Genomic DNA, 25,525 nt, shown 5'->3' with positions numbered 1-25,525 from the left:
ACGGCGCTCAGAGCATGTGGACGCTGCGGTACAACCGCATGGCGTACGGGGTCAGCAAGCCGGCCTCGGACAGGAAGTCCATGAGATGGACGCAGCTCATCCGCATGAGGTTGTGGTGGTGCGTGTTCGCCTTGGCCTCGGCGATGGCTCGCTCGCGGTCCAAGCCGACGTTGGCGTAGACCTCGTCGCTGACCATCGACTCGACGACGAACTTGGCCGCGCCGGCGATGAACGCGGCGCTCGCCTTGCGGCGCAGCGGGCTGGCGTCCTTGAGGTGCTCGCGGATCTCGTGGCGGGCGAACTTCATGTGCCGCGCCTCCTCCACGACGTGGATCTTGCTCGTCGTGCGGACCTCGTGCAGCACGTTCTCGCCGCGCAGCCAGTCCCGCTGCATGACGTCGAGGATCTCCTCGGCCACGAGGATGCCGCCGTAGGCGATCTCGCCGCCGGCCAAGGTCTTGAGGCCTCGCGCGAGCTCCCGCACATGCCGCTTGGGCTTGTAGTGCGGGACGCCCATCTTGGAGCACGTCTTGGCGAACATCAGGGAGTGGCGGCACTCGTCGGCGATCTCGGTGAGCGCGAACTGGAACTCCGAGCCCCCGTAGACGCCGCAGTACTGGTCCCGCAGCACCATCTGCTGAAGGATCATCTCGAACCAGATGCCGGTGCTCATGATCGAACCGACTTCGTGGCGGGTGAGCGCGATCCGCTGCTCCTCGCTCATCTCGTCCCACAGACGCGTGCCGTACAGCGTCGACCACTCCGGATTGAGGCCGTACTTGGTGGGGTCGAGCGGGGCGTCCCAGTCGATCTCCTGGTCGGGATCGTAGGAGAGGGTCGCGGCCGACTCGAGCAAGCGCTCGAGCGTGCCGTCGGGGTCGATCTGCTGGCGGAACTCCACGGCGGTTGCGGTCATCGTGCATCATCCCCTTCGATGTGACACTGCCAATGTAACATCGACTCTGTCCGCTGTCACCCGTTGCGCGGGAGGGAGTCACCAGTCGGATTCGACGGCGAGCCGCTCACCCAGTTCACTGCGCAGATAGAGCACGCTGCGGCCGTGGCGCGCCTTGCTCAACAAGCCGGCCCGGTGCAGCACGCGAAGGTGCTGGTTCACTGCGGAGGCGGTGATCCCGAGACGGATGCCCAACTCGGTGGACGATGCCGGCTCACTGAGCAGCGCGAGCAGGCCGGCCCGGGGCGCCCCCAGGAGGTCGACGAGTTCGCGATGTCCGCGCCGCGGCTGCGCCTCCCACAATGCCGCCTGGCCGCGGGCCGGATAGAGCACCTGCGGAGGACCGTCGTCGTCCACCGGCGCCGAGGCTCCCGTCGAGAACAGCGTCGGGACCAGCATCAAGCCTTCGGCGCCGACCTCGACGCGACGATCGCGCGGATCTCGCAGCGCGACATGGACGGCGGACCCGCTCCAGGTGATCCGGCCGGGGCTCAACTGAGCGACCATCGTCCCGAGCCCCTCCGTGACGATCACCCGGCCTCGATGCACGATGTCGGCCTCGAGCACCGCCCGCATCCGGTCCCAATACGGCACGAAACAGGCCTCCCACAGATCTCGCAGCGCGGCCACCATCCGTTCGACCGCCGCCGCGTGGGGTCCTCGATACACCGGCGGCACCATCCCGTGGACCGACTTCAGTCCGGCGCGAAATGCTGCGGCGTCGATGCGGGCGAGTGCGTCGAACTCGTCCTCGATGCGGGTCAGTGGCGACGATGGACGCGGGTTGAGGAAGTCGGGCGTCCACAGACGGCGGTCCACGAGGCCGGCGAGCGCTCGCCGGTCCAGCGACTGGCGGGCGCTCGCGGTGCGCCGGACCCACGGAAGCTGCAGCGGGTAGCGCGACGGATCGACGAAGGTCCGCAGGCTGAGCGTGAGTTCGGTCAGCGGCGACATCCCGAATCGCACGTCTCCGACAGATGGCCCGGTGAGCTCGTACGTGAGCATGTAGCTGAACGCTACATCCATTCCCTTGCGCGGCAGGAGCCGGTGGGATCGCCACGTGCCCTCCTCGCTGCGTCGCCATCCAGCCTTCGCCCCGCTCGTCACCGCCACAGCCGTCAACTCCCTCGGGCGTGGCATTTCGGTCGTGCTTCTCGCACTGCACCTCGCGTTCACCTTCGACGCCCGCCCGGCCGTCGTGGGCGCCGTCCTCACCGCGGCCGGGGCGATCGGCGTGGCGACGAGCATCCTGGCCGGGCGGCTCGCGGACCGGCTTCCGTCGCGGCGCCTCCTCCCCGCTTGTCTCGTCGGCGAAGCGGTGGCCCTCGCCGCGCTGGCGCTGTCCCCCGGCCTGGTGGCGGCGACGATCTCCGCTTGCGTGCTGACCGGCAGCAACCGCGCCGGCAGCACCGTCCGCAGCACGGTCGTCGGCACCACCTTCAGCGGACCCGACCGGGTCAGTGCGCGCGCGATACTCCGCGTCACCGTCAACGCCGGTATCGCCGTCGGCAGCTTGGCCGCTGCGATTCCGCTCGCCATCGGGACCGCCAGCGCCTTCCGGGCTGCCTTCGCGGTCGCGGCGGCGGCGTACGCGGTCGCCGCCATGGTCGCCCTGGGACTTCCCGCCGGCGCGAGCAACGCCGGCGCGGTGACGAGGGCGCAGCGCGGAGGCTCGCCCTGGCGGGACCGTCGATACGTCACGTTCGCGGCACTCAACGCGCTCTTCATGTTCCAGTTCGCGGTGTACGAGGTCGCCGTGCCGCTGTGGCTGGTGGACCACACCGAGGTTCCAGCCGCGCTGGTGTCTCCGCTACTCGTGCTCAACACCATCGTCGTGGTGACCCTGCAGGTGCGGCTCTCCCGGGGCACGGACGACCCCGTCATCGCCGGTCGACTCATGGCGCGGGCCGGCTTGCTCATGGCCATCGCAAGCCTGACGTGGGCGGCGGTCGCTGAGGCGCCGTTGCTTCTGGCGGTCGTCATCGCGGTCGTCGCGGCGAGCGTGCATTCGGTCGCCGAGGTGATCGGCTCCGCTGCCGGCTGGGGCTTGGGGTACGCCTTCGCCGACCACGAGCAGATGGGGGCGTACCAAGGGGTGCTCAACGGCTGCACGGCGGTCTCGTCCATGATCGCTCCCGCCGTGGTGACGGTGCTCGCCGTCGAGGGAGGTACTCCCGGCTGGGTGGCGCTCGCCGCGCTCTTCGTCCTCGCCGGGACGCTGACTCGCCGGCTGACGACGCGCTCCGCAGCCCCGGCGTCATGAGAGCAGGAGCTGGTAGTCGTGCTAACCGCGCGGCTCTCCTGCGTGCACGACCTCGCCGCTGGCCGGTAACGACCCGTTGAACGTCACGGGCACGGCATTGGCGCGCCCGATGTCGGGGTGGTCGATCGCCTGAACGTGGACGTGAGGTTCCGTGCTGTTTCCGGAGTTCCCGCACGCAGCGAGCACATCGGCGGTCCGCACCTGCTGACCGGCCTCGACCTGGAGGCTGCCCTGCCGCAGGTGGCAGAGCGCCACGATGACACCGTCCCTGTCGATCAGGACGTGGTTCCCGGCCAGCGCGGCCCAGCCGGCCGCGACCCGACGCCGCTGCGTCAGCGCGTAGACGATCGAGGGAAGTCCGCGGTAGGCGTGATGATCGGGCTCGCCGTCGTGCGCCGCGATCACGATGCCGTCGATAGGCGCCAGGAGCGGCCGTTCGAAACCGGGGAATCTGCGAGGAGGCTCGGGCCGCAGAAGGGTCGACAGCGTGATCGGCGCAGTCCGACCGTCGGCCGCGACCGGCACGAAGTCGATGGCGTGGGACGTCGCGAACACGCGCGTTCCATGACTGGGAACCCGGTTCGCGGGGCTGTTCTGCACGCGCCACCGGCCTGCGAACGGGTAGGCCAGGTCGATCGGTGCGCTCATGCTCCCATTCCTCGCCGTGTGGTCACGGGTGCGCTACGACGCTATCGCGCAACGCGCTCGCGCCTTCGCTCAGGACCAGCGGCCATGTCGTCGACATGACAGTAGGGCCCGGAGCCGAACGGCTCCGGGCCCTACTGCGTGACGGGTGACGGTCAGTGGTTGTGACCGGCGTGATCGTCGTCCTCGTCGGCCGGCTTGTCCACGACCAGGGTCTCGGTCGTGAGCAGCATGGCGGTGATGGACGCGGCGTTCGCGAGCGCCGACCGGGTCACCTTGACCGGGTCGAGGATGCCCTGCGCGAGCAGGTCACCGTACTCGCCGGTGGCCGCGTTGTAGCCGTCGCCGCTCTCGCGGACCTTGGACACCACGACCTCGCCGGGCTGGCCGCCGTTGCGGGCGATCCACTCCAGCGGGGCGTCGGCACCCTTGCGGACGATGCGCACACCGACGGCCTCGTCGCCGGTGAGACCCAGGTCGTCTCCGAGAACGCTGACCGCGTGGACGAGCGCGGAGCCGCCACCGGGGACGATGCCCTCCTCGATGGCCGCGCGGGTCGCCGAGACGGCGTCCTCGATGCGGTGCTTCTTCTCCTTGAGCTCGACCTCGGTGGCCGCGCCCACACGGATGACGCAGACGCCGCCGGCGAGCTTGGCGAGCCGCTCCTGGAGCTTCTCGCGGTCCCACTCGGAGTCGGTGAGCTCGATCTCGGCCTTGATCTGCTGAACCCGGCCGTCGACCTCGGCCTGGTCGCCGCCGCCGTCGATGATGGTCGTGGCGTCCTTGGTGACCACGACACGACGCGCGGTGCCGAGCACCTCGAGACCGACCTGGTCGAGCTTGAGGCCCACGTCGGGCGTGACGACCGTGGCGCCGGTGAGCGTCGCGATGTCCTGCAGCATGGCCTTGCGACGGTCACCGAAGGCGGGAGCCTTGACGGCGACCGACGTGAACGTGCCGCGGATCTTGTTGACGACGATCGTCGAGAGCGCCTCGCCCTCGATGTCCTCGGCGATGATGAACAGCGGCTTGCCCGCCTGGACGACCTTCTCCAGCAGCGGCAGCAGCTCGGCGACGGCCGAGATCTTGCCCTGGTTGACGAGAATGTAGGGGTCGTCGAGGACGGCCTCCATGCGCTCGGTATCGGTCACCATGTAGGGCGACAGGTAGCCCTTGTCGAACTGCATGCCCTCGGTGAATTCGAGGTCGGTGCCCATCGAGTTGGACTCCTCGACGGTGATGACACCGTCCTTGCCGACCTTGTCGAAGGCCTCGGCGATGAGCTCACCGATGTGGCCGTCGCGCGAGGACACGGTGGCGACCGCGGTCATGTCGGCGACGTCGTCGACCTCGCGCGCCGTCTCCAGGAGCTGCTTCGAGACCGCCTCGACGGCCGCCTCGATGCCCTTCTTGAGTCCGACGGGGTTGGCGCCGGCGGCGACGGCCCGCAGGCCCTCGTGCACCATCGCCTGCGCCAGAACGGTCGCGGTGGTGGTGCCGTCACCGGCGACGTCGTTGGTCTTGGTGGCGACTTCCTTGGCGAGCTGCGCGCCGAGGTTCTCGAACGGATCGTCGAGCTCGACCTCACGTGCGACGGAGACGCCGTCGTTGGTGATGGTGGGGGCGCCCCACTTCTTGTCGAGCACGACATAGCGGCCCTTCGGGCCGAGCGTGACTTTGACGGTGTCGGCGAGCTTGTCGACGCCGCGCTCGAGCGCGCGGCGGGCGTCCTCGTCGAATTCCAGGATCTTGGGCATTAAGGGATCAGACCTCTTCGACAGATGGGTTCAACGAAAGTGTGGGCGCCCCGGCGCCAACACGGCGCCGGGGCGGGACATCACGAGACGATCGCGAGGATGTCGCGAGCGGAGAGGATGAGGAACTCCTCGCCGCCGTACTTGACCTCGGTTCCGCCGTACTTGCTGAAGATGACCTTGTCGCCGACCTTGACGTCGACCGGGATGCGGTCGTCGCCGTCCTCGTTGAAGCGGCCGGGGCCGACGGCCACGACTTCGCCCTCCTGAGGCTTCTCCTTGGCGGTGTCCGGGATCACGAGACCGGACGCGGTGGTCTGCTCGGCCTCGAGCGCCTTGACGACGACCCGATCCTCGAGCGGCTTGATGGTGACCGACACTGGTCGACCTCCCCTTTCGACGGTTACTGCTACGAATTCAGGTATGGCGGTGGCCGCGCCGTCGCGGGGGTCGAGGCCACCGATGAAGCTGGCACTCGGCGAACCGGAGTGCTAACCAGCACGATAGCAAAACCCTGGCACTCGCCCCAAGGGAGTGCTAAAGAACGCCTCGCCCTTTTGGCGCGTGACTCCCCGGCACAATGGCGGGGTGGACCGCGCGACCTTCGACCGCCTCCTGTCGCCCGAGGGGCAGGAACTGCTAGCCGACGTGCAAGCGCGGGCGGGGATTGAATCCGACCTCGCGCTCGGAAGCCGCCTGCGCGAGCGGTACGACGCGGCCCTGGTGGCCGCGGCGGTCACCCAATGCCATCTGCGCGGACGAGCGACCGCCAAGTTCGGGCCCGACGCCGCGCACCTCTACTTCACCCACGACGCCCTGGAGCAGTCCACCCGAGGCGCCGTCGCCCGGCACCGCGCCGCGCGCCTCGTCGCGTCCGGAGTCCGCGCCGTCCTCGACCTGGGGTGCGGCATCGGTGGCGACCTCATCGCCTGCGCCCGCGCCGGACTCCAGGTGCGCGGCGTGGAACTCGATCCCGTCCGCGCGGCCATCGCCCGAGCCAATCTCGCGGCGCTCGGGCTTCCCGGCGACGTCGTCGAAGCGGACGCGATGACCATCACACCTCGCTCCGACGAGGTCGTGTTCGTCGACCCCGCGCGCCGCGACGGGCGGGGTCGCGTCACGACTCTGGATGGTCTCGTCCCGCCGTGGGACTGGGTGGCCGCGCTGCTCGACGGACCTGCCGTCGCCAAGCTCATGCCGGGGATCGCCCACGACGCGGTCCCCGAGGGCGTCGAAGCCGAGTGGGTGAGCGACGGCGGCTCGCTCGTCGAGGCCTGTCTGTGGGGAAAGCCGCTCGCGCAGGTGGAACGGAGGGCGACGGCGCTCCCGTCTGGCGCGACGCTCACAGCTCGCGGCACGGTCCCGGTGACCGGTGCCCCGCGTCGCTACCTCGTCGAGCCCGACGACGCGGTGATCCGGGCGGGACTCGTGGCCGAGCTCGCCGAGGATCTCGGGGGGACGCTGCTCGATCCGCACATCGCCTACCTCACGACCGACACCGCGCCCGAGGGGGAGCTCGGCCGCTGGTTCGAGGTCGTCGAGGAGCTGCCGTTCCGCGAGAAGGCCTTGCGGTCGGCGTTGCGCGAGCGCGACCTCGGCACACTGACCATCAAGAAACGCGGGGTCGACATCATTCCCGAGCAGTTGGTCGCTCGGCTGAAAGCACGCGGTTCCGTCCCGGCCACCCTCGTACTCACGCGCGTCGACGGTGCCGGCCGCGTCTTCTGGGTCCGCCCCTGCGCGCGATGAGGCCTTTCGGTGACGGGCACAGCCGCCGCGGCCGCTTGGCCGGCGGCAGGTCGCGGCTATGCCATGCTTCGGCTCATGGAATCCCTGCGCCGGATCGTCGCCTGGCTGGTCATCGGCGCATTCTCCGTGGCAGCGGCGTTCGGCATCTACGCGCTGCTGAGCCCCGGGCCCTTCGGCTCGTTCGAAGCCGACATCCTGCTGACGACGCTTGTCGTCGGGCTCGCCTCCCTGGCGGCCCTCTGTCATCTGACCTCCGCCTCCAGTCGGTGGTGGCCGGTCGGTGCGCTCGCAGCAGCGGTGACCGTCGTCCCGGTGCTGATGTCCCTCGCGATGATCTGGCTGAACGTCTCGGGCCAGGAGGCCTGGTGGGACGTCTACGGCATCTCCGTGACGTGGGCGCTGACGCTGACCCAGCTCAGCCTCCTGGGCGGGCTGAGCAGCAAGGCCCGGCGCCGGCTGGACTGGCTCCTCATCGCCACGGCGGCGGTCGCGGTCGCGCTGGCCGCGCTCATCACCATGCTCGTGCTGAGCAACGGCGAGTTCGGCGACGGCGTGATGAGGATCCTCGGAGTCCTGGCCATCCTGGACACGCTCGGGAGCCTGACGCTGATCGCCCTGCGCGTCTTCGGTGGCCGCGAGGAACGTCGCGACCCGATCGAGGCTCCGCTCACTCTCGACGCTGCGCGCTCGAGGCGGCTGCGGACACTTGCTGCAGAACAGGGCGTCTCGGCCGAAGCGATGCTCGACCGTCTGCTCGCGCCAGCCTCAGGCGGCGACGATCTGCGTGACCGGCATCCCGGAGTCGACCGGTAGGTCCAGCGACGACGGAGCGACGCCGCGCGCGACGAGCTCCGCGCCCAGGGCGGCGACCATCGCGCCGTTGTCCGTGCACAGCGAGGGCGGTGGGATGCGCACCTCGACACCGGCCGCCTCGGCCCGTTCGAGGATGAAGTGCCGCAGCCGCTGATTGGCCGCCACACCGCCGCCGAGGACGAGACGGGGCACGTCGTGGGCCACGCACGCCGCGATGGCCTTCTTGCTCAGGACGTCGCACACGGAGTCCTGGAAGGACGCGGCGATGTCGGGCACCGAGACCTCCCGTCCCATGCGCTGCTCGTGCTGGACATGGCGAGCGACGGCGCTCTTGAGCCCGGAGAAGGAGAAGTCCCACCGGTAGCGCTCGACGTCGCGGCCCGTGGTGAGACCGCGCGGGAAGTCGACGGCCGTCGGGTCACCCTCGCGCGCCGCCCGATCGATCTGCGGGCCGCCGGGGTACGGGAGTCCGAGCAGACGCGCGACCTTGTCGAACGCCTCGCCGGCGGCGTCGTCGATGGTGGAACCGAGCAGTGTGATGTCGGTGGCGATGTCGTCGACGAGCAGCAGCTCGGTGTGGCCGCCGCTGACGAGCAGCGCCACGACCCGCTCTCCGAAGCGGCCGTGCTCGAGCTGGTCGACGGCCACGTGGGCGGCGAGATGGTTGACGCCGTAGAGCGGCTTGTCGTGGGCGAGGGCGAGAGCCTTGGCCGCGGCGACGCCGACGAGCAGCGCGCCGGTCAGCCCTGGCCCGCACGTCACGGCGATCGCGTCGACCTCGCTGACGTCGACGCCCGCCTGGGCGTAGGCCTGCTCGAGGGTGGGGACCATCGCCTCGAGGTGCGCGCGGCTGGCGACCTCAGGAACCACGCCGCCGAAGCGGACGTGCTCATCGACGCTGGAGGCGACGGCGTGCGCGAGGACGGTGGTGCCGCGCACGATGCCGACACCGGTCTCGTCGCACGAGGACTCGATACCCAGGACCAGCGGTTCGCTCATCGGTCCATTCTGCCAGCAGCCGGGTCAGGCCTCGGGAGCGGAGCGACGCGCGGCTCGCGCCGCCTTCTCCTCTGCGTCGAGCCGCGCGGCCTCCTCGGGCGTCGGCGCGAGTCCGCCATGACGGGCCGGCGCCCACCACTGCCCTTCGGGCGCGATGGGGTACTCGGTGATCGCCTTGTCCAGCAACGCGCTCATGGCCGCGTGCAACTGCTCGGTCTCCGCCACCGGGTCGGCCCCCGTGACCATGAGCGGCTCGCCCACGTGCAGGGCGATGGTCTTGCCCCTCCCCCACAGATCACTGGGGTGGTCTTTGGTCTTCAGCAGTTGCGTGCCCCAGGTGACCATGGGGATCAACGGGACGCCGGCCTCCGCGGCGATGCGCACGGCGCCGGTCTTGAGTTCCTTGATCTCCATCGAGCGGCTGATCGTCGCTTCGGGGAAGATGCCGACGATCTCGCCGGACCGGGCGTAGTCGACCGCCTGGCGGAAGGAGTCCTCGCCGTTCTCGCGGTCGACCGAGATGTGGTGGAACGAGCGCATCAGCGGCCCGGAGACCGGGTGCTCGAACGCCTCCTTCTTCGCCATGAAGCGCACGAGACGCCCGCTCGGCTGGGCTGCCAGCCCATCGAAGACGAAGTCCACGTAGCCGACGTGGTTCGCCGCGAGCACCGCACCGCCGCTGCGAGGGATGTGCTCGGTGCCGGACATCTGGAATCGCATCCCCAAGAGCTTGAACAGCGTCTTGGCCGTGACGATGACCGGCGGATACGTGAGGTCGCGCATTCGTTCACTCTACAGCTAACAGGTGTTCACTGAACCAGTCGCGGAAGGCCGCGAGGCTCGGCAGCACGACGCTCGCACCGGCGGCCTCGAGAGCCTCGGCGTCACACGGGCCGGTCGCGACACCGATGCCCGGGACGTTGGCGAGTCGTGCGGCGTCCATGTCGTGGACGTGGTCCCCCACGTACGCCGCCGCACCGATGCGCCGCAGCACCTCGCCCTTCTGAGCCCGCCACACGTCGCCGACGACGTCGTCGGCGGGCAGCCCGAGATGCTCGACGTGTCGCCGGGCGTTCTGCTCGGCCTTCGCCGTGATGACCACGGCCCTGCCCACCGCCGCCACCGCCGCGAGTGCGTCCTGGGCCCCGGGCAGGGTCGCCACCCGGTCGATCGCCAGATCGGGGTAGATCGAGCGATAGAGGGCAGCAGCGGCAGGGACATCAGCCGGTTCGTACCAGTGCGCCAGTTCGGTCTCCAAGGGAGGACCGAGCCGCGAGACCACGAGATCGGAGTCGATGGTCACACCGGTGCGTGCGGAGAGTTCGTCGTAGACGGCCTTGATGCCCGCGCGGGAGTCGACCAGGGTCATGTCCAGGTCGAAACCGACGACGAGCGCGCTGTCACTCCTCGTCATCGATGGTGTGGACGGCGGCCTCCTCGGCGCTCGCCGCGCCGGCGTCGATGCCCACGTCGTCGCCCACCAGGGCACCCTCGGTGTCCTCACCGATGCCGCCGTTGGGCTCTGCCAAGCGGCCCGCACGCTCGGAGCCGACCTCGCCGTCGTCGAGGTTCTCCTCCTCGACGGCTGCCTGCTCGTACGGGTCGGGCTCGGGGATCTCCTGGCTCAGGCGCTGCTCGAACGACTCCCCCTCGCGCTGTTCCTCGGCCGTCGTGCCGTACCCCTCGCCGGCCGACCACTTCTCCGGTGCCACGAAGCCCTCGTCGAGCGGGTCGTCGACGCCACGGTCGATCAGCGTCGAGTCCGGCTCCTGGCTGGGGTACTGCGGGTCGGCGGGGATGTCGTCGCGTCCGGTGCTCATGTCTTCACCCTGCCACGATCGGGAGTGATCTCAACTCGAGTGAGCACGACGTCGCGAACGCCACATCAGCGTCGCGACGATGAGGATCCCGGCGGCGAGTGCGACGAGCACCAACGGTTCGCCGCGCAGTCCGGCGAGGGCCGCCATGAACGCCGCCATCCCGATCGTCGACCAGATCGAGGCCCAGAGGGCGGCGCCGGGGATCAGCCCCATCAGGTAGCGCGGCCAGGGCATCGCGATGAGTCCCGCCGCGAGGTTGACCGCCGTCTGCACGCCGACGGTCAGGAAGCTCACCGTGACGGCTGGCGGGCCCCAGCGGCCGACACGGTCCATCATCGCGAGCACACGCTCGTTGGGACGGCGCCACTGCACGAGACCGGCGGTGACGCCCCGGCCGATCAGGTACGTGCCTCCCGCGCGCAGGACAGCGACCACAAAGAACCCCAGCCAGGCCCAGAACCAGGGCCAGGACTGCATCTGTTCGATGACGCCGCTCATGGCAGCAGGCGTTCCATCACGAGTGCGTCACGCCCGCGGTAGTACCCGCGTCGCCGCGCGAGGGTGGCGAACCCGCGCGACTCGTACAAGCCGATCGCCGCGACGTTCTCGGCATCGACCTCCAGCAGCATGCGCGCAGCTCCGCGGTGCTGCGCCGCGTCGAGGGCGGCATCGAGCAGTGATCGGCCGAAGCCGGCGCGACGCTGTCCGGGGTCCACCGCGATGCGCAACAACTCGGCATCTTCGGCCACCACCGAGACGGAGGCGTAACCGGCGAGCGCGGACTCCGTGTCGAGCGCGAGCACGGTCCGCCCGCCGGTCAGCTCCTCCCTCACCTGCGACTCGCTCCACGCCTCGGCCGCGAAGCACGCCGCTTCGAGCGCGACGAGCGACGGGAGGTCAGCGGGGACGGCGGGCCTGACGGTCATGCCGTGCTCGGCTGCGGGGTGGCGTCCGGTCGCCGCAGGTAGAGGGGCTCGAGTGGCAATTCGGCCGCGTCACCGCTCGCGACGAGCCGCGCCAGCGCGGCAGCGGAGGGATCGAGCGGTCCGTCCGCGCGGGTGAGCACCTCGGCATACAGCTCCGCGCCTCTTCCGAGCACCGGAAGGCCGAGCTCAGCGACGACGGCCGGCCGGTCGACCGCCGGGCCGCTGATCCGCCGACCCTCGCGGTAACGGGCCCAGTAGACCTCCTTGCGGCGGGCGTCGGTGGCCACGACGAACTCGTCCATACCGGCGACGTCGGCCGCGAGGATGTCGAGCGAGCACACGCCGTGGATGCGGGCACCGAGCGTCTGTCCCAGCGTCAAGGCGGTCACGACGCCGACACGCAGCCCGGTGAACGGGCCGGGCCCGACACCGACCGCAACATCGGTGACGTCGCGCATCGACGCACCCGCCGAGTCGAGCGCGCTCTTGATCTGCGCGGCGAGAAGCTCGCCGTGCGCCATGGCACCACGTCCCTCCGCTTCGCCGACCACGTCGGTTCCGTCGTGCACCGCGACGGTGATGGCGGGAGTGGCGGTGTCGAACGCGAGCAGCAGCACGCCTCAAGCCTAGCTTCGCCCCTCGACGGCTCGGCGACGACGGGAGGAGCCCGCCGTCAGGACAGCAGGGTGGAGCGAAGCGGAACGCCCACCCACCGCGGGCCGTGCGGCCGGATCGTCACGACCCTCATGTCGGGCGACTTCACGCCCACCGCCGTACCGAGCGGATCGGAGTCGTCAGCCTCTCGCGCCTCGATCGTCACTGACAGCCAGCTGTCGGCGAGCTGCTCGGCACGTCCCTCACCCCACTCGACCACCGTGATCGACTCCTCCGTGGTCGCGTCGAGATCGATGTCGTCGATCTCGGCCGCGTCGGTCAGGCGGTAAGCGTCGACGTGAACCAGCCCGGGACCCCCGAGGAGCGAGGGGTGATTGCGAGCGATGACGAACGTGGGCGAGGTGATGGGACCACGGACTCCGAGCGCCTCACCGAGACCCTGGATGAAGGTCGTCTTACCGGCGCCGAGATCACCGCTCAGCACCAGCAGGTCCCCAGCTCGCAGCAAGGTGGCGAGCTTGTCGGCCAGCGCGTGCATCGCGTCGACGTCGGGGACCTCGCGCGACAGCCAGAGCGTCTTCGCCATGTGGATCATCGTCCCGGTCCTGCCGACGGGCTGGTACAGCTTGCGCGTCCAGAACCGCACGGTGTCCGGCAGTTCCTCGCGCACATCGAGCCAGATGCCGTCCTTGCCGCGTTCTTCGGCGATGTCCTCGGCGACGCCGACCATCGCCGACGCGACGCCACGGTCACGGCCCTGCGGGTGAACGCTCACCCGGCGCAGACCGAGGGTGCCCGCACGCGACTCGTCGAACAGGATCGCGCCGATGGGCCGCTCTCGCCGCAGCGCCAGCAGCCCGCCGGACGCGCGCAGCGCTTCCGCAACGGTCTCCACCGTCTCGTCGAGGGCCGTGGTGGGCGGATCGAGCGGCGGGCGGGCGGCGAACGAACGATGGATGACCTCCACCATCGCCGCAGCGTGTTCCGGACCCGCCTCGATGACGTCGAGCGCGGTCACACGGCCTCCTTCAACACTCGTTCGATCGCTTCCGTCACCTGCTCGGGCTCCTCGAACATCATCATGTGGCCGACGTCGTTGATGATGACGAGCTCGGCGCCCTCGATGTGGTCGGCGAGCCAGCGGCTGTGCGAGAACGGCGTGAGGACGTCACGCGTTCCGCCCACGACGACCGTCGGCACCTTCGAGATCGACTCCAACCCCTCCCCCAGGTCCAGATCGAGGAAGTTGGGATAGAAGTCGGCGATGACGTGCGACGGGGCTCGGAGGATCATCTCGTTGGAGAGATCGGCGGCGGTCTCCGTGGCGTTCGGTCCGAGCGCCCACCGCTTGATGATCGAATAGCTGTTGAACTGGCGGCCCCAGTCCAGCAACGGCGTGGTGGCCCTCATCAGGACCGCGATGTACCGCAGCGCGGGGCTCTTGCGCATGAGCTTGCCCGCGCTCGTGCCGATGAGGACGACGCCCGCGACCCGCTCGTCGAACACGGCACGGTGGCGGGCCGCGAAACGCATGACCGCCATGCCGCCCATGGAATGACCCACGAGGAGGATGGGGCCCTCGGGAACGAGGCTCTCGACGACGGTCAGGAGGTCGTCGGCGAGGTCGTCGAGACTGGAGTTGGTCGGTCCAGTGCGGCCGGAGCGGCCGTGCGAGCGCAGATCGCAGAAGACGAGGCGTGCCTCCCCGCGCAGCGCGACGCGCTGGTAGTGCCAGGTGTCGAGGTCACAGAGCCACCCATGGAGGAAGACCACCGTGGGGGGTGGGCCATCGTCGACCTCGACGTGCAGGGGGACGTCGTCGTGCGCGGCGAGGACGTGCGATTCGCCGTGCACGGTGCCGAAGGGGATCTCCTCGGCCCGCCGCAGTCGGCGGCGCTGCGTGGAACGGTTCTTGAAGAGCGTGGCCGCGGCGCCGGCCGCCGCAAACGCCCCCGCAGTGGCCGCCACGCGGGTGACGTACTTGCTCATCGCTCTCCTCGGTAGGTGCGCGCCCACCGGCCGGCAAGGCGCGTGACGATCTCGTAGCCGATCGTCCCGGCCGCGACGGCCCAGTCCTCGACGCTCGGTTCGCCGTCATCACCCGGGCCGAACAGCGTCACGATGTCACCGCGCTGTGCCGGCACGTCGCCGAGTTCGACGACGAACTGATCCATGCAGATCGTTCCACGCACGGGGAGCCGCCCGCCCGCGAACCCCACCTCGGCGCGGTTCGAGGCGGTCCGGTGAATGCCCTCGCCGTACCCGACGGGCACGAGTCCGAGCCGCGTCGCGTGCTCGGCCTGCCAGCGGTAGCCGTAGGAGACCCGTGCTCCGGCCTCGACGTCCTTGACGTGGGCCAGCCGCGCCCGGGCGGTCAGCACCGGCCGGACGCCGGGCACCGGAACGGCGGCGTCCGGAGCGATGCCGTACGAGGCGATTCCGACGCGCACCAGATCGAGGTGGGCACTCGGCTGGGTGAGGACGCCGGCGGAGTTGCACAGATGGCGCGTTCCCGGGTCGACACCCGCCGCGCTCAGCTCGTCGACGGCGGAGCGGAACACCTTCTCCTGCTCGTCGGTCGCCGGGTTCCCGGGCTCGTCCGCACAGGCGAAGTGCGACCACACGCCGGTGACCGCGACGCGCCCGAGGGCCTGGGCACGAGCCGCGGCATGCACGAGCGCCGTCCAGTCCGGACCGAAGCGGGCGCCGTTGCGCGACAGGCCGGTGTCGACCTTGAGTTGGACGCGGGGCCGTCGTGGGGCCGCGGCGAGGATCTCCTCCAACTGTTCGGCCGAGGAGGCGGTGACCTCGATGTCCTGGTCGATCAACTCGGCGAACGGGGCGCCGGGCGCCGCGAGCCAGCACAACACCGGCCCGGAGTCCCCCGCGGATCGCAGCGCGAGGGCCTCTTCAGCGGTGGCGACGCCGAGCCACTCGGCGCCCGCGTCACGCGCGGCCCGCGCCATCGGCACCATGCCATGGCCGTAGCCGTTGGCCTTGACCACGGCCATCTGCTGGGCGCCGGGCGCCAAACGACGCAGGACGTCCAGGTTCTGGCGGTAGACGTCGAGGTCGACGACGAGCTCAGCCTGCGGTGTCATCGTGCCTCCTCGTCGTCGAGCGTCCCCTCGAGGAAGTCGTGCAGCACGCCGCGCAACTCGTCGGCGACGACGTGGGCGGGGAACGGTCCGCCGCGCGCAGCCCGCGCTCCCGCGACGCCGTGCAGGTAGGCGCCGACCGACGCGGCCTCGAGAGCGTCGAGACCGGAAGCCAGCAGCGATCCGACGAAACCGGCGAGCACGTCTCCTGCGCCGGCGGTACCGAGCCAGGAGGTTCCTGAGAGATTGACGCGCACCCGCCCGTCCGGCGACACGACGAGCGTGCGCGGGCCCTTGAGCAGCACGGTCGCGTTCCAACGTTCCACGACGCGCCGCGCCGACAGCAGCGGGTCCGCCTCCACCTCGGCACGCTCGACGTCGAGCAGCCGCGCGAGCTCGCCCGCGTGCGGGGTCAGCACGACATCGGGCCGCAGCCGTTCGGGCAGATGCGCGAGCGCGGAGGCGTCGACGACCACCGGGACGTCGTCGGCGAGCGCCGAGATCAGCGGATCGGGACTGTCCTGGCCGCCGGGGCCTACCACCCATGCCTGGACGCGGCCACGGCCCGCCACGACCTCGGGAGCGCGGTCGACGACGCGGGCCGCGAGGTCGGGTTCACCCACGAACCGCACCATGCCCGCCGGCCCGGCCTGGGCGCCGGCGACGCACAGATGCGCGGCTCCGGCGTATGCCGGCGAGCCGGCCTCGATGCCGACCACGCCGCGTGAGTACTTGTGCGCCTCGGGACCGGGAACGATCGACCGATACCGCTGTCCGTCGCCGGCCTCGATCGCCTCGGCGGCAGGCGCGCTCAGGTGCGGCGCGAGGCCGATGTCACGAACCAGCACGCGACCGCTGGACAGTCCGCCCGGACCGACGAGCAACCCGACCTTCGCCGTGCCGAAGGTGACCGTCACGTCGGCGGGGATCGACGGACCCGGTCGCACGCCGTCGTCCACGCCGATGCCGGAAGGCACGTCGACCGCGACGACGAACGGTCGTCGCCCCTCGACCCACCCGGCCCACTCGGCGGCGCGCCCGTCGAGCCCTGCGCGGGCACCGATGCCGAACACGGCGTCGACGACGTGGTCATGGTCGACGGGTCCGTCGACTACACGGACGCCCGAAGCGAGGGCCTCGGCGAGGCCCGCCTCATGGACGTGGCCGCGGTCGAGCAGCGCGACGTCGACGCGACGCCCCCGACGGCACAACGCGGCGGCAGCGAACAGGGCGTCGCCACCGTTGTTGCCTGGACCGACGAGCACGATCGGAACGGCGTCCTCGGGGAGGACTCGGGCAAGGACGTCGGTCAGGGCGGCGACGGCGCGTTGCATGAGGCCGTCCCACCCGGCGGACGCCGCCGCAGCCTTCTCGGCAGCGCGGATGTCGGCGACCCGATGAGCGGTCAGCATGCCGTCACTCGACGGTGACCGACTTGGCGAGGTTGCGCGGCTGGTCGACGTCGTGACCGAGCTGGGTCGCGATCTCGCACGCGAAGATCTGCAGCGGGACGGTCGCCACCAGCGGCTGCAGCAGCGTGGGCACCTTCGGCAGCCGGATGACCTCGTCGGCGTAGGCCACGACGGAGTCGTCGCCCTCCTCGACCAGGACGATCGTGCGCGCACCGCGAGCGCGCACCTCCTGGATGTTGGACAGGATCTTCTCCTGCAACTGGTCGCGCGCCTTGGGCGGCACGACGACGAAGACCGGAACGCCGTCCTCGATCACCGCGATGGGACCGTGCTTGAGCTCACCGGCGGCGAAGCCCTCAGCGTGCAGGTACGCGAGCTCCTTGAGCTTGAGCGCTCCTTCGAGCGCGACCGGGTACCCCACGTGGCGGCCGAGGAACATGATCGAGCGGCTGTCGGAGAGGTCGTTGGCGAGCTTGCGCACCTGCTCGCCGCGGTCGAGTACGGTCTGCACCGCCGCGGGGATCTTCTCGAGCTCGTCGAGGATCGAGCGGATCTCGTCGCCGTACTTCACTCCCTTGGCCTGGGCGAAGTAGAGGGCGAGCAGATAGCAGGCGACGACCTGGGCGAGGAAGCCCTTGGTCGAGGCGACCGCGATCTCCGGTCCGGCGTGCGTGTAGATCACGGCGTCGGACTCGCGCGGGATCGTGGAGCCGTTGGTGTTGCAGATCGAGAGCACCCGGGCGCGCTGCTCGCGGGCGTACCGGATCGCCATGAGCGTGTCCATCGTCTCGCCCGACTGGCTGATCGTCACCACGAGCGTCGTGTGGTCGAGGATCGGGTCGCGGTAGCGGAACTCGGAGGCGAGCTCGACCTCGCACGGGATGCGGGTCCAGTGCTCGATCGCGTACTTGGCCACCATGCCGGCGTAGTACGAGGTGCCGCAGGCGATGACGATGATCTTGTCGACCTCGCGCAGCTCGCCGTCGGAGAGTCGCATCTCGTCGAGCTGCAGGCGCCCGTCGGAGCCGATGCGGCCCAGCAGCGTGTCGGCGATGGCCTGCGGCTGCTCGTGGATCTCCTTGACCATGAACCAGTCGTAGCCGCCCTTCTCGGCGGCGGACACGTCCCAGTCGACCGTGTACTCCTTGGTGTCGACCGGGACGCCGTGGAAGTCGGTGACCCGGACATCGTCCGCGGTGATCTCGACGACCTGGTCCTGGCCGAGCTCGATGGCCGACTTGGTGTAGTCGATGAACGCCGCGACGTCGGAGCCGAGGAAGTTCTCGCCGTCGCCGCGCCCGACCACGAGCGGGGAGTTGCGGCGCGCGCCCACCACCTTGTCGGGTGTGTCGGCGTCGGCGATCACGAGCGTGAACGCGCCTTCGAGCCGGCGGCAGACCTCGCGCACCGCATCGCCGAGATCAGGCGTGGCCTGCAGAGCACGGTGCACGAGGTGCGCGACGGTCTCGGTGTCGGTCTCGGAGAGGAACTCATAGCCCTCGGCCTCGAGCTCCTCGCGCAGCAGGGCGAAATTCTCGATGATGCCGTTGTGTACGACTGCGATCCGTCCGGTCGCGTCGAGGTGCGGGTGGGCGTTGACGTCATTCGGCGCACCATGGGTCGCCCAGCGCGTGTGCCCGATCCCGGTGGTGGCGTGCGGCAGCGGCTTCTCCGCCAGCACGGCGTCGAGATTGGCGAGCTTGCCCGCGCGCTTCGCGCTGGCGATGCCCTCGGCCGTCACGAGCGCGACGCCGCCGGAGTCGTACCCCCGGTACTCGAGGCGGCGCAAACCACCCATCACGACGTCGACGGCGGGGCGCGTCCCCACGTATCCCACGATTCCGCACATAGCTTCCAGGGTACCCAGTGCGAGGTCAGGAGCCGTGATCGCAACAATGGTCCCCATGTCACGCGAGCTGACGCCGTTCGTCGAGCTGGAACGGTCTGCCTGGGCCGAGCTCGCCGACGACTCCCCTGTGCCGCTGACGGAGGCGGAGATCGCGCGCGTCCGCGGCTTGGGCGAGGAGCTCGATCTCGACGAGGTGGGGCAGGTCTACCTCCCCCTCACCCAGCTGATCAGCCTCCGCGTGCGGATGGCCAACACGCTCTACCGCGCGACGGAACGCTTCCTCGGCAATCCCCAGGCCACCAAGGTGCCGTTCGTCATCGGCCTGGCCGGCTCGGTCGCGGTCGGCAAATCCACGACCGCGCGCTTGCTGCGTGAACTGCTGGCGCAGCGCGAGGAACATCCGAACGTGGCGCTCGTGACCACCGACGGTTTCCTGTTGCCGAACGCCGAACTCGAGAAGCGGGGCATCCTGGACCGCAAGGGGTTCCCGGAGTCCTACGACCGCAAACGACTCCTGCGCTTCGTCATGAGCGTCAAGAGCGGCGCCGACCACGTCGAGGCGCCGGTCTATTCGCACTTGACCTACGACGTCACCGACGAGGTCGTCACCATCAGCCGGCCCGACATCGTCATCGTCGAGGGCCTGAACGTCCTCGCACCGGCACGCGCACGAGGAGACGGCAGCCCGGGCCTTGCGATCAGCGACTTCTTCGATTTCGGCATCTATGTCGACGCCTCGAGCAAGGACATCCGCCGGTGGTACATCGAACGCTTCCTGCGGCTGCGTGAGACCGCGTTCGCCGATCCGGCCTCCTACTTCCACCGCTACAGCTCGTTCACCGACGATCAGGCCGTCGCCCGGGCTGAGGAACTGTGGCACACGATCAACTGGCCGAACCTGCGCGAGAACATCGCCAGCACCCGCGGCCGCGCCGACCTCGTGCTGCGCAAAGGCTCCGATCACACGGTCAAGTGGGTTCGTCTCCGCAAGCTCTGAGCGGGCGCGGCGCCTCGTCCTCACTCGGCTAGGGTGGGTTTCCTGCGCCCCGCGGCGGACTGCGCTGTCGCTCCCTGCGCGCCGCAGACGTTCCGAGGCCCGTCCCCTTCGGAGCAGGCCCTGACGACCGACTTCGCCGACTCGAAGGAGCGATATGCCGCGCAGTGCGCCAGCCTGGCTCAAGATCCTGGTGCTCTCCTTGTGCGGCATGGTCTCTGCGCTGCAGTTCACGCTCGTCATCCCGCTGCTGCCAGCATTCCCCGAGCTGCTCGACATCTCCGCCTCGGACTCGTCCTGGCTCGTCACCGCGACGCTGCTGACCGCGGCGGTGGGTACGCCGATCATCGCGCGGATGGCCGACATGTACGGCAAACGCCGCATGCTGCTGGTCGCACTCGGCGCGATGATCCTCGGTTCGGTCATCTGCGCCCTCGAGGTCTCCTTCCTGACCATGATCGTCGGGCGGGCCCTGCAGGGTTTCGGCGCGTCGCTGATCGCCGTGGGGATCAGCATCCTCCGCGATGAGCTGCCACCCAAGCGCATCGGCACGGCGGTCGCGCTGATGAGCGCCACGATGGGCATCGGTTCGGCGCTCGGCCTCCCGCTGGCGGGCGTGCTCAGCGACGTGTTCGGCTGGCACTCGATCTTCTGGTTCGGCGCCGTGGCCGGCGCGGCGCTCGTCGTATCGCTCCTGGTCGTCGTCGACGAGTCCCCGGTGCGCACCCCCGGCCGTTTCGACGTAGGCGGCGCCCTGCTGCTCTCTGCTGCGCTCGTGTGCCTCTTGCTGCCGATCTCGAAGGGCAGTGTCTGGGGATGGGGCGAGCCGGTCGTCCTCGTGCTGCTGGCCTCGTCGGTGGCGCTGCTGGCCGTGTGGATCCCGGTGGAACTGCGGATCAACCAGCCGATGGTCGATCTGCGGACGAGCGCTCGCCGCCCCGTGCTCGTCACGAACATCGCCTCGATCTTCGCGGGGATGGCGATGTTCGTGAACATGCTCGTCACCGTCCAGGTGCTGCAGCAGCCCGTCGAGAGCGGCGTCGGGTTCGGGCTCGACGTGACGTCGGCCGGTCTGGCGATGGTGCCGTCGGGCCTCGCGATGGTCGCCATCTCGCCCATCTCCGGCTGGCTGCTGGGGCGCTTCGGCGGTCGGCTGGTGCTGCTCGTCGGCTCGGCCCTGATGGCCTTCACGTACATCGGTCGCGTCTTCTACGCCGACTCGGTGGCCGCGGTCGTGATCGGCTCGACGCTGGTCGGCATCGGCACCGCGCTCGCGTTCGCGGCGATGCCGACGCTGATCATGTCGTCGGTGCCGATCACCGAGACCGCGTCCGCGAACGGCCTGAACTCCCTGGTCCGCTCGATCGGCACGTCGCTGGCCAGCACCGTGGTCGCGGCCATCATGGCGACCTACACGATCGAGGCCGGCGGGATGTCGTTCGCTTCGCAGCAGGCCTTCCACGCTGTGCTGTGGCTGGGCGCGCTCGCGGCCGGTATCTGCACCGGCCTCGCGACGCTCATCCCGCGGGACCGTCGCACCCACCAGGAACAGGAGCTCGCGCGGGCCCAGGGTCGCGAGAAGCAGGAAGCCGTGGTCCGCGGCCGGATCACGCTCGCCCGGGCGGACGGCAGCGCCCGTGGCACGATCCTCGTCTCGGTGCTCGACGCCCACGGCGAACAGCTCGACTGGAGCCGGGCCGACAACGACGGACGGTACTCGGTCGTGCTTCCGGGCCCCGGCACCTACGTCGTCATCGCGAACGCCGTCGGCTGGGCACCGGCCGCCGAGGTCTTCGAGTTCTCCGGCGGCGAGGTCGAACAGCACCTGACGTTCTCGGAGGAGCTCACCGTGTCCGGCACCGTGACCCGCAAGGGGATGCCTGCCGCCGGTGCCCTGGTCGCGCTCAGCGAAGCGGTGGGCAAGCAGGTCGGCGCCACCCGCTGCGACGGCGAGGGGCGGTACGTCTTCCAGCTTCCGCCGACGGGCCGTTACGTGCTCACGGCATACGATCCGCACACCGGCCAGGCGCGGGCCCGGAAGGTCCTGCTGACGCTCGACTCCGAGGTCGTCGACATCGACATCGCCGCCGCCTCACCCGCACGCCAGCCCCTGCCCGAGCGGTAGTCGACGAGCAGGTGTCTCACCGCTCGGCGGGTGACGCGTCCGACAGGTCGATCGCGTACTCCGTGGCGTAGCCGATGAGTCGATAGCCGAGGCGCTCGTTGACGGCGATCATCGGCTCGTTCGACGCGGCGTTCCATGTCGTGATGCGGCGCCGGCCCGCGACCAGGTCGGCGGCCTCGCGCATGGCGGCTGCTTTCAGGCTCAGTCCCAGTCCGTGGCCGCGGTGTTCGGGAAGCACGAGGGTGTCCCACTGGTACACCTCGTCACTCGCATCCGGCACGATCAGCTGCGTGTGGCCGACGAGCGCACCGTGCGGGGCGACGGCCGCCACGATCTGTGCCACGCGGCCGCTCTCCTGCCACTGCCGCGCTTCGAGCTCGAGCCGGGCGGCGTCCCAGAACTCGTTCTCCCACGCGACCTCCCCCAGCGGCGCTTCCTGGGTGATGAGGCTGCGCAGGTGGGCGTACTCCGCTCGCCACTGCTCCGGCGCGAGACCGCGCCAGGCCGCCAGCTGGTAACCGTCCCGTGCAGGCGCCTTCGGCGGGTCGGCCGGCAGTGGCAGCTCGCGGATGGCGTTGACGAGATCCACGTGGAAGCCGAGCGTCTCGGCGAACCGCTCGCTGTCGCTCTCCACGGCGTCGACGCGCTTGACCGCCTCGCCCGCCACGACCGTGCGGCCCTGGTCGCGCAACGCTACGGCGAGCTCGCGCCACAACGCTGAACCGAATCCGCGACGGCGGTGCTGGGGATCGACGAAGATCGTGGCGAAGGCGTTCTGCAGGTTGTCCTTGAGCGTCAGTTCGGCCCACGCACCGCCGACCGCCTCGTCGCCGTCGACGGCCACCAGCGCGACCGACTGCACGTACTCGTCGCCGGCGAGCTTCATCCGCAGTTCACGGAACTCCCACGGCGGGTCCAGCTCTGTATCGATCGACCGGGCGTAGAGCGCGTGGAAGGCGGCGTAGGCGTCGTCGTCAGCGACGTCGAGCGCGGTGATGATGACCACGGCGCGAGCCTATCGCCGCCGAGGCGCCGAAAGTTAGAGAGCGAGCGTGGTGCGGACGACGTCCGCGAGATGGTCGGCCACCTCGTTCGCCTCCGACTCCGTCGGAGCCTCGACCATCACCCGGACGACCGGCTCCGTGCCGGACGGGCGCAACAGCACCCGGCCGGTATCCCCGAGCTTGGCGGTGGCCGCGGCGATCTCGCCCTGCAGCACCGGGTCGGTGGCCGCGCGGGACTTGTCGACGTCGGCAACGTTGACCAGGACCTGCGGCAGACGCGTGACGACGGCGGCGAGGTCGCTCATCGGGCGCCCCGACACCACCATCTCGGCAGCGAGGTGCACCGCGGTCAACGTGCCGTCGCCCGTCGTCGCGAAGTCGCTCATGATGACATGACCGGACTGTTCACCACCGAGGGTGAACCCGCCCGCGCGCATGGCTTCCAGCACGTAGCGATCACCGACGGACGTACGCACGAGGGTGAGGCCGGCCGCGTCCAACGCGAGCGAGAGACCGAGGTTGCTCATCACCGTGGCGACCACGGTGTCGTGGGCGAGCCGGCCGTCGCGTTGAGCGCGCAGCGCGAGGATCGCCAGGATCTGGTCGCCGTCGACGAGATTGCCTTGCGCGTCGACCGCGAGGCACCGGTCGGCGTCGCCGTCGAAGGCGAAGCCGACGTCCGCGCCCAGCTCGACGACGGCCCGTTGGAGGTCCTCTGGATGGGTGGAACCGCAGCCCTCGTTGATGTTCAGTCCGTCGGGCTCCGCGTGGATCGCGACAACCTCGGCGCCGAGGGTGCGGAACGCCTCCGGGGCGGCCTCGACCGCCGCGCCGTTCGCGCAGTCGAGGACGACTTTGAGTCCTTCGAGGCGCTCCTCGACGCTGCCCGCCAGGTGCTTGACGTAAGCACCGAGCCCGGCGTGGCTATCGCCGACGCGGCCGACGTGCGCGCCGGTCGGACGGTCCCACGGTTCGGCGAGTCGGCGCTCGATGGCCTCCTCGATCTCGTCGGCGAGCTTCTGCCCGCCGCGCGCGAGGAACTTGATGCCGTTGTCGGGCATCGGGTTGTGGCTCGCCGAGATCATGACGCCCATGTCGGCCGCGAGCAGCGCGGTGAGGTACGCCGTACCCGGCGTCGGGACGACACCGAGACGGTGGACGTCGACCCCCGCGGACGCCAAACCCGCGACCACCGCGGCCTCGAGGAACTCCCCCGAGGCGCGAGGATCGCGGGCGACGACCGCAGTGGGCCGTTGATCGGCGAAGGCTCCTGCCTCGCCCAGCACGTGGGCGGCAGCGACGGAGAGATCGACCGCGAGTTCGGCGGTCAGATCCCTGTTCGCCAGGCCCCGAACTCCGTCGGTACCGAAAATTCGGCCCACGGACGGGTCAGCGCTTGCTGTACTGCGGAGCCTTACGGGCCTTCTTGAGACCGGCCTTCTTGCGCTCCTTGATCCGCGCGTCGCGGGTCAGCAGGCCGGCCTTCTTCAACGTCGGGCGGTTGGCCTCGACGTCGACGGCGTTGAGAGCACGGGCCACGCCCAGGCGCAGAGCGCCGGCCTGGCCGGTCATGCCACCGCCGCTGACGCGGGCGATGACGTCGAAGCTGCCTTCGAGACCCGTCGTCGCGAGGGCCTCCTTGGCGATCTGCTGGTGCAGCTTGTTGGGCAGGTACTCCTCGAGCGGCTTGCCGTTGACCGTCCAGGTGCCGGTGCCCGGGACGATGCGCACGCGCGCAACGGCCTCCTTGCGGCGACCGGTCGCGCCGGCGGGCGCGATGATGGACGGCTTGTCGGACGAACCGACGCTCGCCACGGTCTCCGAGGTGTAGGCGACGCCCTCGGCGTTGGTGGTGTACTCGACCTCTTCGGTGGTGGACTCAGCCACGATGTACCTGCTCTTCTCGCTTACTGGGAGATCTGCGTGATCTCGAACGGCTGGGGCTTCTGGGCGGCATGCGGGTGATCGGGGCCGGCGTAGACCTTCAGCTTCGTCATGAGCTGACGGCCCAGGCGGTTCTTGGGGAGCATGCCGCGCACCGACTTCTCGATGGCCTTGCGGGCGTCCTTGGTGAGCAGGTCGCCGTACGCGATCTGCTTGAGGCCACCGGGGTACCCGCTGTGACGGTAGACGTTCTTGTCGCCGCGCTTGTTGCCCGACAGGGCGACCTTCTCGGCGTTGACGATGATGACGAAGTCGCCATTGTCGACGTGGGGCGCGTAGGTCGGCTTGTGCTTGCCGCGCAGCAGCGTCGCCGCCTGGACGGCGAGACGGCCGAGAACGACGTCCTCGGCATCGATGACGTGCCACCGACGGTCGATGTCAGCAGGCTTCGGGCTGTACGTGCGCACGGCGTGACCTTCTCGCTTGTCTGTTACTGGGTTCATGGAGGGCGCGCCCGGCTCGTCGGCCGTGGGCACCACGACAGTCAAGAATAACCGGCAGACCCCAACCCGGTCAAAACGGGGTGCTGGAAATGGACCCACGATCGCATCATGTGAGCA

The 25,525-nt window shown here is 70.0% G+C and carries 26 protein-coding genes; 5 read left to right on the top strand and 21 right to left on the bottom strand.

Annotated features, from left to right (window positions below; translation table 11 throughout):
* Positions 1 to 7 precede the first annotated feature (7 nt).
* Complete coding sequence (locus EHW97_RS00830) at positions 8 to 916, bottom strand: AurF N-oxygenase family protein (protein WP_124235270.1); 909 nt, start codon at positions 914 to 916, stop codon at positions 8 to 10.
* Between the two features lie 78 nt (positions 917 to 994).
* Positions 995 to 1,960, bottom strand: coding sequence for an ArsR/SmtB family transcription factor (locus EHW97_RS00825; protein WP_124235269.1), 966 nt, complete (start codon positions 1,958 to 1,960; stop codon positions 995 to 997).
* Positions 1,961 to 2,015: 55 nt separating this feature from the next.
* On the opposite strand from EHW97_RS00825, the gene EHW97_RS00820 reads away from it, so the two are divergent.
* Positions 2,016 to 3,218 (top strand): MFS transporter, encoded by a 1,203-nt coding sequence (locus tag EHW97_RS00820; protein WP_166367336.1) that lies wholly within the window; start codon positions 2,016 to 2,018, stop codon positions 3,216 to 3,218.
* A gap of 21 nt (positions 3,219 to 3,239) precedes the next feature.
* Here the strand turns inward: EHW97_RS00820 and EHW97_RS00815 are convergent, their stop codons facing one another.
* The 3 genes from EHW97_RS00815 to groES form a co-directional block, all read right to left on the bottom strand.
* Positions 3,240 to 3,866 carry a M23 family metallopeptidase gene (locus EHW97_RS00815; protein ID WP_124235267.1) on the bottom strand — a complete coding sequence of 209 codons (627 nt, stop codon included), beginning with the start codon at positions 3,864 to 3,866 and terminating at the stop codon, positions 3,240 to 3,242.
* A 152-nt stretch (positions 3,867 to 4,018) separates the two neighbouring features.
* Positions 4,019 to 5,620, bottom strand: a complete 1,602-nt coding sequence (gene groL / locus EHW97_RS00810; protein WP_124235266.1) for a chaperonin GroEL — start codon at positions 5,618 to 5,620, stop codon at positions 4,019 to 4,021.
* An 80-nt stretch (positions 5,621 to 5,700) separates the two neighbouring features.
* Positions 5,701 to 5,997 carry a co-chaperone GroES gene (gene groES / locus EHW97_RS00805; RefSeq protein WP_124235265.1) on the bottom strand — a complete coding sequence of 99 codons (297 nt, stop codon included), beginning with the start codon at positions 5,995 to 5,997 and terminating at the stop codon, positions 5,701 to 5,703.
* 208 nt (positions 5,998 to 6,205) lie between these two features.
* Between groES and EHW97_RS00800 the strand changes: the two genes are divergently transcribed.
* Both EHW97_RS00800 and EHW97_RS00795 read left to right on the top strand, forming a co-directional pair.
* A complete protein-coding gene (locus EHW97_RS00800; protein WP_208001808.1) occupies positions 6,206 to 7,366 on the top strand; it encodes a class I SAM-dependent methyltransferase in 1,161 nt (386 codons plus the stop codon).
* A 75-nt stretch (positions 7,367 to 7,441) separates the two neighbouring features.
* The gene (locus EHW97_RS00795; RefSeq protein ID WP_124235263.1) at positions 7,442 to 8,179 is read left to right on the top strand and encodes a hypothetical protein; all 738 of its coding nucleotides are present in this window, start codon (positions 7,442 to 7,444) and stop codon (positions 8,177 to 8,179) included.
* Here EHW97_RS00795 and tsaD read toward each other — a convergent pair.
* The 12 genes from tsaD to glmS are packed head-to-tail and all read right to left on the bottom strand — an operon-like array spanning position 8,132 to position 18,898.
* Positions 8,132 to 9,178, bottom strand: coding sequence for a tRNA (adenosine(37)-N6)-threonylcarbamoyltransferase complex transferase subunit TsaD (gene tsaD, locus EHW97_RS00790; RefSeq protein ID WP_124235262.1), 1,047 nt, complete (start codon positions 9,176 to 9,178; stop codon positions 8,132 to 8,134). The genes EHW97_RS00795 and tsaD overlap by 48 nt on opposite strands.
* A 24-nt stretch (positions 9,179 to 9,202) precedes the next feature.
* The gene (locus EHW97_RS00785; protein WP_124235261.1) at positions 9,203 to 9,961 is read right to left on the bottom strand and encodes a lysophospholipid acyltransferase family protein; all 759 of its coding nucleotides are present in this window, start codon (positions 9,959 to 9,961) and stop codon (positions 9,203 to 9,205) included.
* A gap of 4 nt (positions 9,962 to 9,965) precedes the next feature.
* A complete protein-coding gene (locus EHW97_RS00780; RefSeq protein ID WP_124235260.1) occupies positions 9,966 to 10,592 on the bottom strand; it encodes an HAD family hydrolase in 627 nt (208 codons plus the stop codon).
* Positions 10,579 to 10,998: a DUF5709 domain-containing protein gene (locus tag EHW97_RS00775; protein ID WP_124235259.1), complete on the bottom strand. Its 420-nt coding sequence runs from the start codon at positions 10,996 to 10,998 to the stop codon at positions 10,579 to 10,581. The genes EHW97_RS00780 and EHW97_RS00775 overlap by 14 nt, the downstream gene beginning before the upstream one ends.
* 30 nt (positions 10,999 to 11,028) lie before the next feature.
* Positions 11,029 to 11,496, bottom strand: coding sequence for a DedA family protein (locus EHW97_RS00770; RefSeq protein ID WP_208001807.1), 468 nt, complete (start codon positions 11,494 to 11,496; stop codon positions 11,029 to 11,031).
* Complete coding sequence (gene rimI / locus EHW97_RS00765) at positions 11,493 to 11,924, bottom strand: ribosomal protein S18-alanine N-acetyltransferase (RefSeq protein ID WP_124235258.1); 432 nt, start codon at positions 11,922 to 11,924, stop codon at positions 11,493 to 11,495. The genes EHW97_RS00770 and rimI overlap by 4 nt, the downstream gene beginning before the upstream one ends.
* Complete coding sequence (gene tsaB / locus EHW97_RS00760) at positions 11,921 to 12,541, bottom strand: tRNA (adenosine(37)-N6)-threonylcarbamoyltransferase complex dimerization subunit type 1 TsaB (RefSeq protein WP_124235257.1); 621 nt, start codon at positions 12,539 to 12,541, stop codon at positions 11,921 to 11,923. Before tsaB ends, rimI begins: the two co-directional genes overlap by 4 nt.
* Positions 12,542 to 12,597: 56 nt before the next feature.
* Positions 12,598 to 13,557, bottom strand: coding sequence for a tRNA (adenosine(37)-N6)-threonylcarbamoyltransferase complex ATPase subunit type 1 TsaE (tsaE, locus tag EHW97_RS00755; RefSeq protein ID WP_243696246.1), 960 nt, complete (start codon positions 13,555 to 13,557; stop codon positions 12,598 to 12,600).
* The gene (locus EHW97_RS00750) at positions 13,554 to 14,528 is read right to left on the bottom strand and encodes an alpha/beta fold hydrolase (protein ID WP_124235256.1); all 975 of its coding nucleotides are present in this window, start codon (positions 14,526 to 14,528) and stop codon (positions 13,554 to 13,556) included. The genes tsaE and EHW97_RS00750 overlap by 4 nt, the downstream gene beginning before the upstream one ends.
* Positions 14,525 to 15,640: an alanine racemase gene (alr, locus tag EHW97_RS00745; protein WP_124235255.1), complete on the bottom strand. Its 1,116-nt coding sequence runs from the start codon at positions 15,638 to 15,640 to the stop codon at positions 14,525 to 14,527. The genes EHW97_RS00750 and alr overlap by 4 nt, the downstream gene beginning before the upstream one ends.
* Complete coding sequence (locus EHW97_RS00740) at positions 15,637 to 17,049, bottom strand: bifunctional ADP-dependent NAD(P)H-hydrate dehydratase/NAD(P)H-hydrate epimerase (protein WP_124235254.1); 1,413 nt, start codon at positions 17,047 to 17,049, stop codon at positions 15,637 to 15,639. The genes alr and EHW97_RS00740 overlap by 4 nt, the downstream gene beginning before the upstream one ends.
* Positions 17,050 to 17,053: 4 nt before the next feature.
* On the bottom strand, positions 17,054 to 18,898 hold the full coding sequence (gene glmS / locus EHW97_RS00735) for a glutamine--fructose-6-phosphate transaminase (isomerizing) (RefSeq protein WP_124235253.1): 1,845 nt from the start codon (positions 18,896 to 18,898) through the stop codon (positions 17,054 to 17,056).
* A gap of 46 nt (positions 18,899 to 18,944) precedes the next feature.
* Between glmS and coaA the strand changes: the two genes are divergently transcribed.
* On the top strand, positions 18,945 to 19,895 hold the full coding sequence (gene coaA / locus EHW97_RS00730) for a type I pantothenate kinase (RefSeq protein WP_124235417.1): 951 nt from the start codon (positions 18,945 to 18,947) through the stop codon (positions 19,893 to 19,895).
* A 154-nt stretch (positions 19,896 to 20,049) separates the two neighbouring features.
* A complete protein-coding gene (locus EHW97_RS00725) occupies positions 20,050 to 22,017 on the top strand; it encodes an MFS transporter (RefSeq protein WP_124235252.1) in 1,968 nt (655 codons plus the stop codon).
* 16 nt (positions 22,018 to 22,033) lie between these two features.
* On the opposite strand, the gene EHW97_RS00720 is transcribed toward EHW97_RS00725, so the two are convergent.
* From EHW97_RS00720 to rplM, 4 genes are read right to left on the bottom strand one after another with little or no spacing between them, the layout of a single operon-like run.
* A complete protein-coding gene (locus EHW97_RS00720) occupies positions 22,034 to 23,023 on the bottom strand; it encodes a GNAT family N-acetyltransferase (protein WP_124235251.1) in 990 nt (329 codons plus the stop codon).
* A gap of 33 nt (positions 23,024 to 23,056) precedes the next feature.
* Positions 23,057 to 24,403: a phosphoglucosamine mutase gene (glmM, locus tag EHW97_RS00715; protein WP_124235250.1), complete on the bottom strand. Its 1,347-nt coding sequence runs from the start codon at positions 24,401 to 24,403 to the stop codon at positions 23,057 to 23,059.
* Between the two features lie 7 nt (positions 24,404 to 24,410).
* A complete protein-coding gene (gene rpsI, locus EHW97_RS00710; RefSeq protein ID WP_124235249.1) occupies positions 24,411 to 24,908 on the bottom strand; it encodes a 30S ribosomal protein S9 in 498 nt (165 codons plus the stop codon).
* Between the two features lie 20 nt (positions 24,909 to 24,928).
* Entirely contained in the window at positions 24,929 to 25,372 is a 444-nt protein-coding gene (gene rplM, locus EHW97_RS00705) for a 50S ribosomal protein L13 (RefSeq protein ID WP_124235248.1), read from the bottom strand.
* Positions 25,373 to 25,525: the final 153 nt, after the last annotated feature.

Origin of the sequence: Aeromicrobium camelliae, from assembly GCF_003850045.1 — a bacterium.
GTDB lineage: Bacteria > Actinomycetota > Actinomycetes > Propionibacteriales > Nocardioidaceae > Aeromicrobium > Aeromicrobium camelliae.
The sequence above is the reverse complement of the archived record's forward strand: the minus strand, read 5'-3'. Positions and strand labels throughout refer to the sequence as shown.

What these genes read in the sequence shown, in the direction of transcription:
- EHW97_RS00830 (WP_124235270.1), bottom strand. Translation starts at nt 916, where the DNA reads ATGACCGCAACCGCCGTGGAGTTCCGCCAGCAGATCGACCCCGACGGC.
- EHW97_RS00825 (WP_124235269.1), bottom strand. Translation starts at nt 1,960, where the DNA reads ATGCTCACGTACGAGCTCACCGGGCCATCTGTCGGAGACGTGCGATTC.
- EHW97_RS00815 (WP_124235267.1), bottom strand. Translation starts at nt 3,866, where the DNA reads ATGAGCGCACCGATCGACCTGGCCTACCCGTTCGCAGGCCGGTGGCGC.
- groL (WP_124235266.1), bottom strand. Translation starts at nt 5,620, where the DNA reads ATGCCCAAGATCCTGGAATTCGACGAGGACGCCCGCCGCGCGCTCGAG.
- EHW97_RS00795 (WP_124235263.1), top strand. Translation starts at nt 7,442, where the DNA reads ATGGAATCCCTGCGCCGGATCGTCGCCTGGCTGGTCATCGGCGCATTC.
- tsaD (WP_124235262.1), bottom strand. Translation starts at nt 9,178, where the DNA reads ATGAGCGAACCGCTGGTCCTGGGTATCGAGTCCTCGTGCGACGAGACC.
- EHW97_RS00785 (WP_124235261.1), bottom strand. Translation starts at nt 9,961, where the DNA reads ATGCGCGACCTCACGTATCCGCCGGTCATCGTCACGGCCAAGACGCTG.
- EHW97_RS00780 (WP_124235260.1), bottom strand. Translation starts at nt 10,592, where the DNA reads ATGACGAGGAGTGACAGCGCGCTCGTCGTCGGTTTCGACCTGGACATG.
- EHW97_RS00775 (WP_124235259.1), bottom strand. Translation starts at nt 10,998, where the DNA reads ATGAGCACCGGACGCGACGACATCCCCGCCGACCCGCAGTACCCCAGC.
- EHW97_RS00770 (WP_208001807.1), bottom strand. Translation starts at nt 11,496, where the DNA reads ATGAGCGGCGTCATCGAACAGATGCAGTCCTGGCCCTGGTTCTGGGCC.
- rimI (WP_124235258.1), bottom strand. Translation starts at nt 11,924, where the DNA reads ATGACCGTCAGGCCCGCCGTCCCCGCTGACCTCCCGTCGCTCGTCGCG.
- EHW97_RS00750 (WP_124235256.1), bottom strand. Translation starts at nt 14,528, where the DNA reads ATGAGCAAGTACGTCACCCGCGTGGCGGCCACTGCGGGGGCGTTTGCG.
- alr (WP_124235255.1), bottom strand. Translation starts at nt 15,640, where the DNA reads ATGACACCGCAGGCTGAGCTCGTCGTCGACCTCGACGTCTACCGCCAG.
- EHW97_RS00740 (WP_124235254.1), bottom strand. Translation starts at nt 17,049, where the DNA reads ATGCTGACCGCTCATCGGGTCGCCGACATCCGCGCTGCCGAGAAGGCT.
- glmS (WP_124235253.1), bottom strand. Translation starts at nt 18,898, where the DNA reads ATGTGCGGAATCGTGGGATACGTGGGGACGCGCCCCGCCGTCGACGTC.
- coaA (WP_124235417.1), top strand. Translation starts at nt 18,945, where the DNA reads ATGGTCCCCATGTCACGCGAGCTGACGCCGTTCGTCGAGCTGGAACGG.
- EHW97_RS00725 (WP_124235252.1), top strand. Translation starts at nt 20,050, where the DNA reads ATGCCGCGCAGTGCGCCAGCCTGGCTCAAGATCCTGGTGCTCTCCTTG.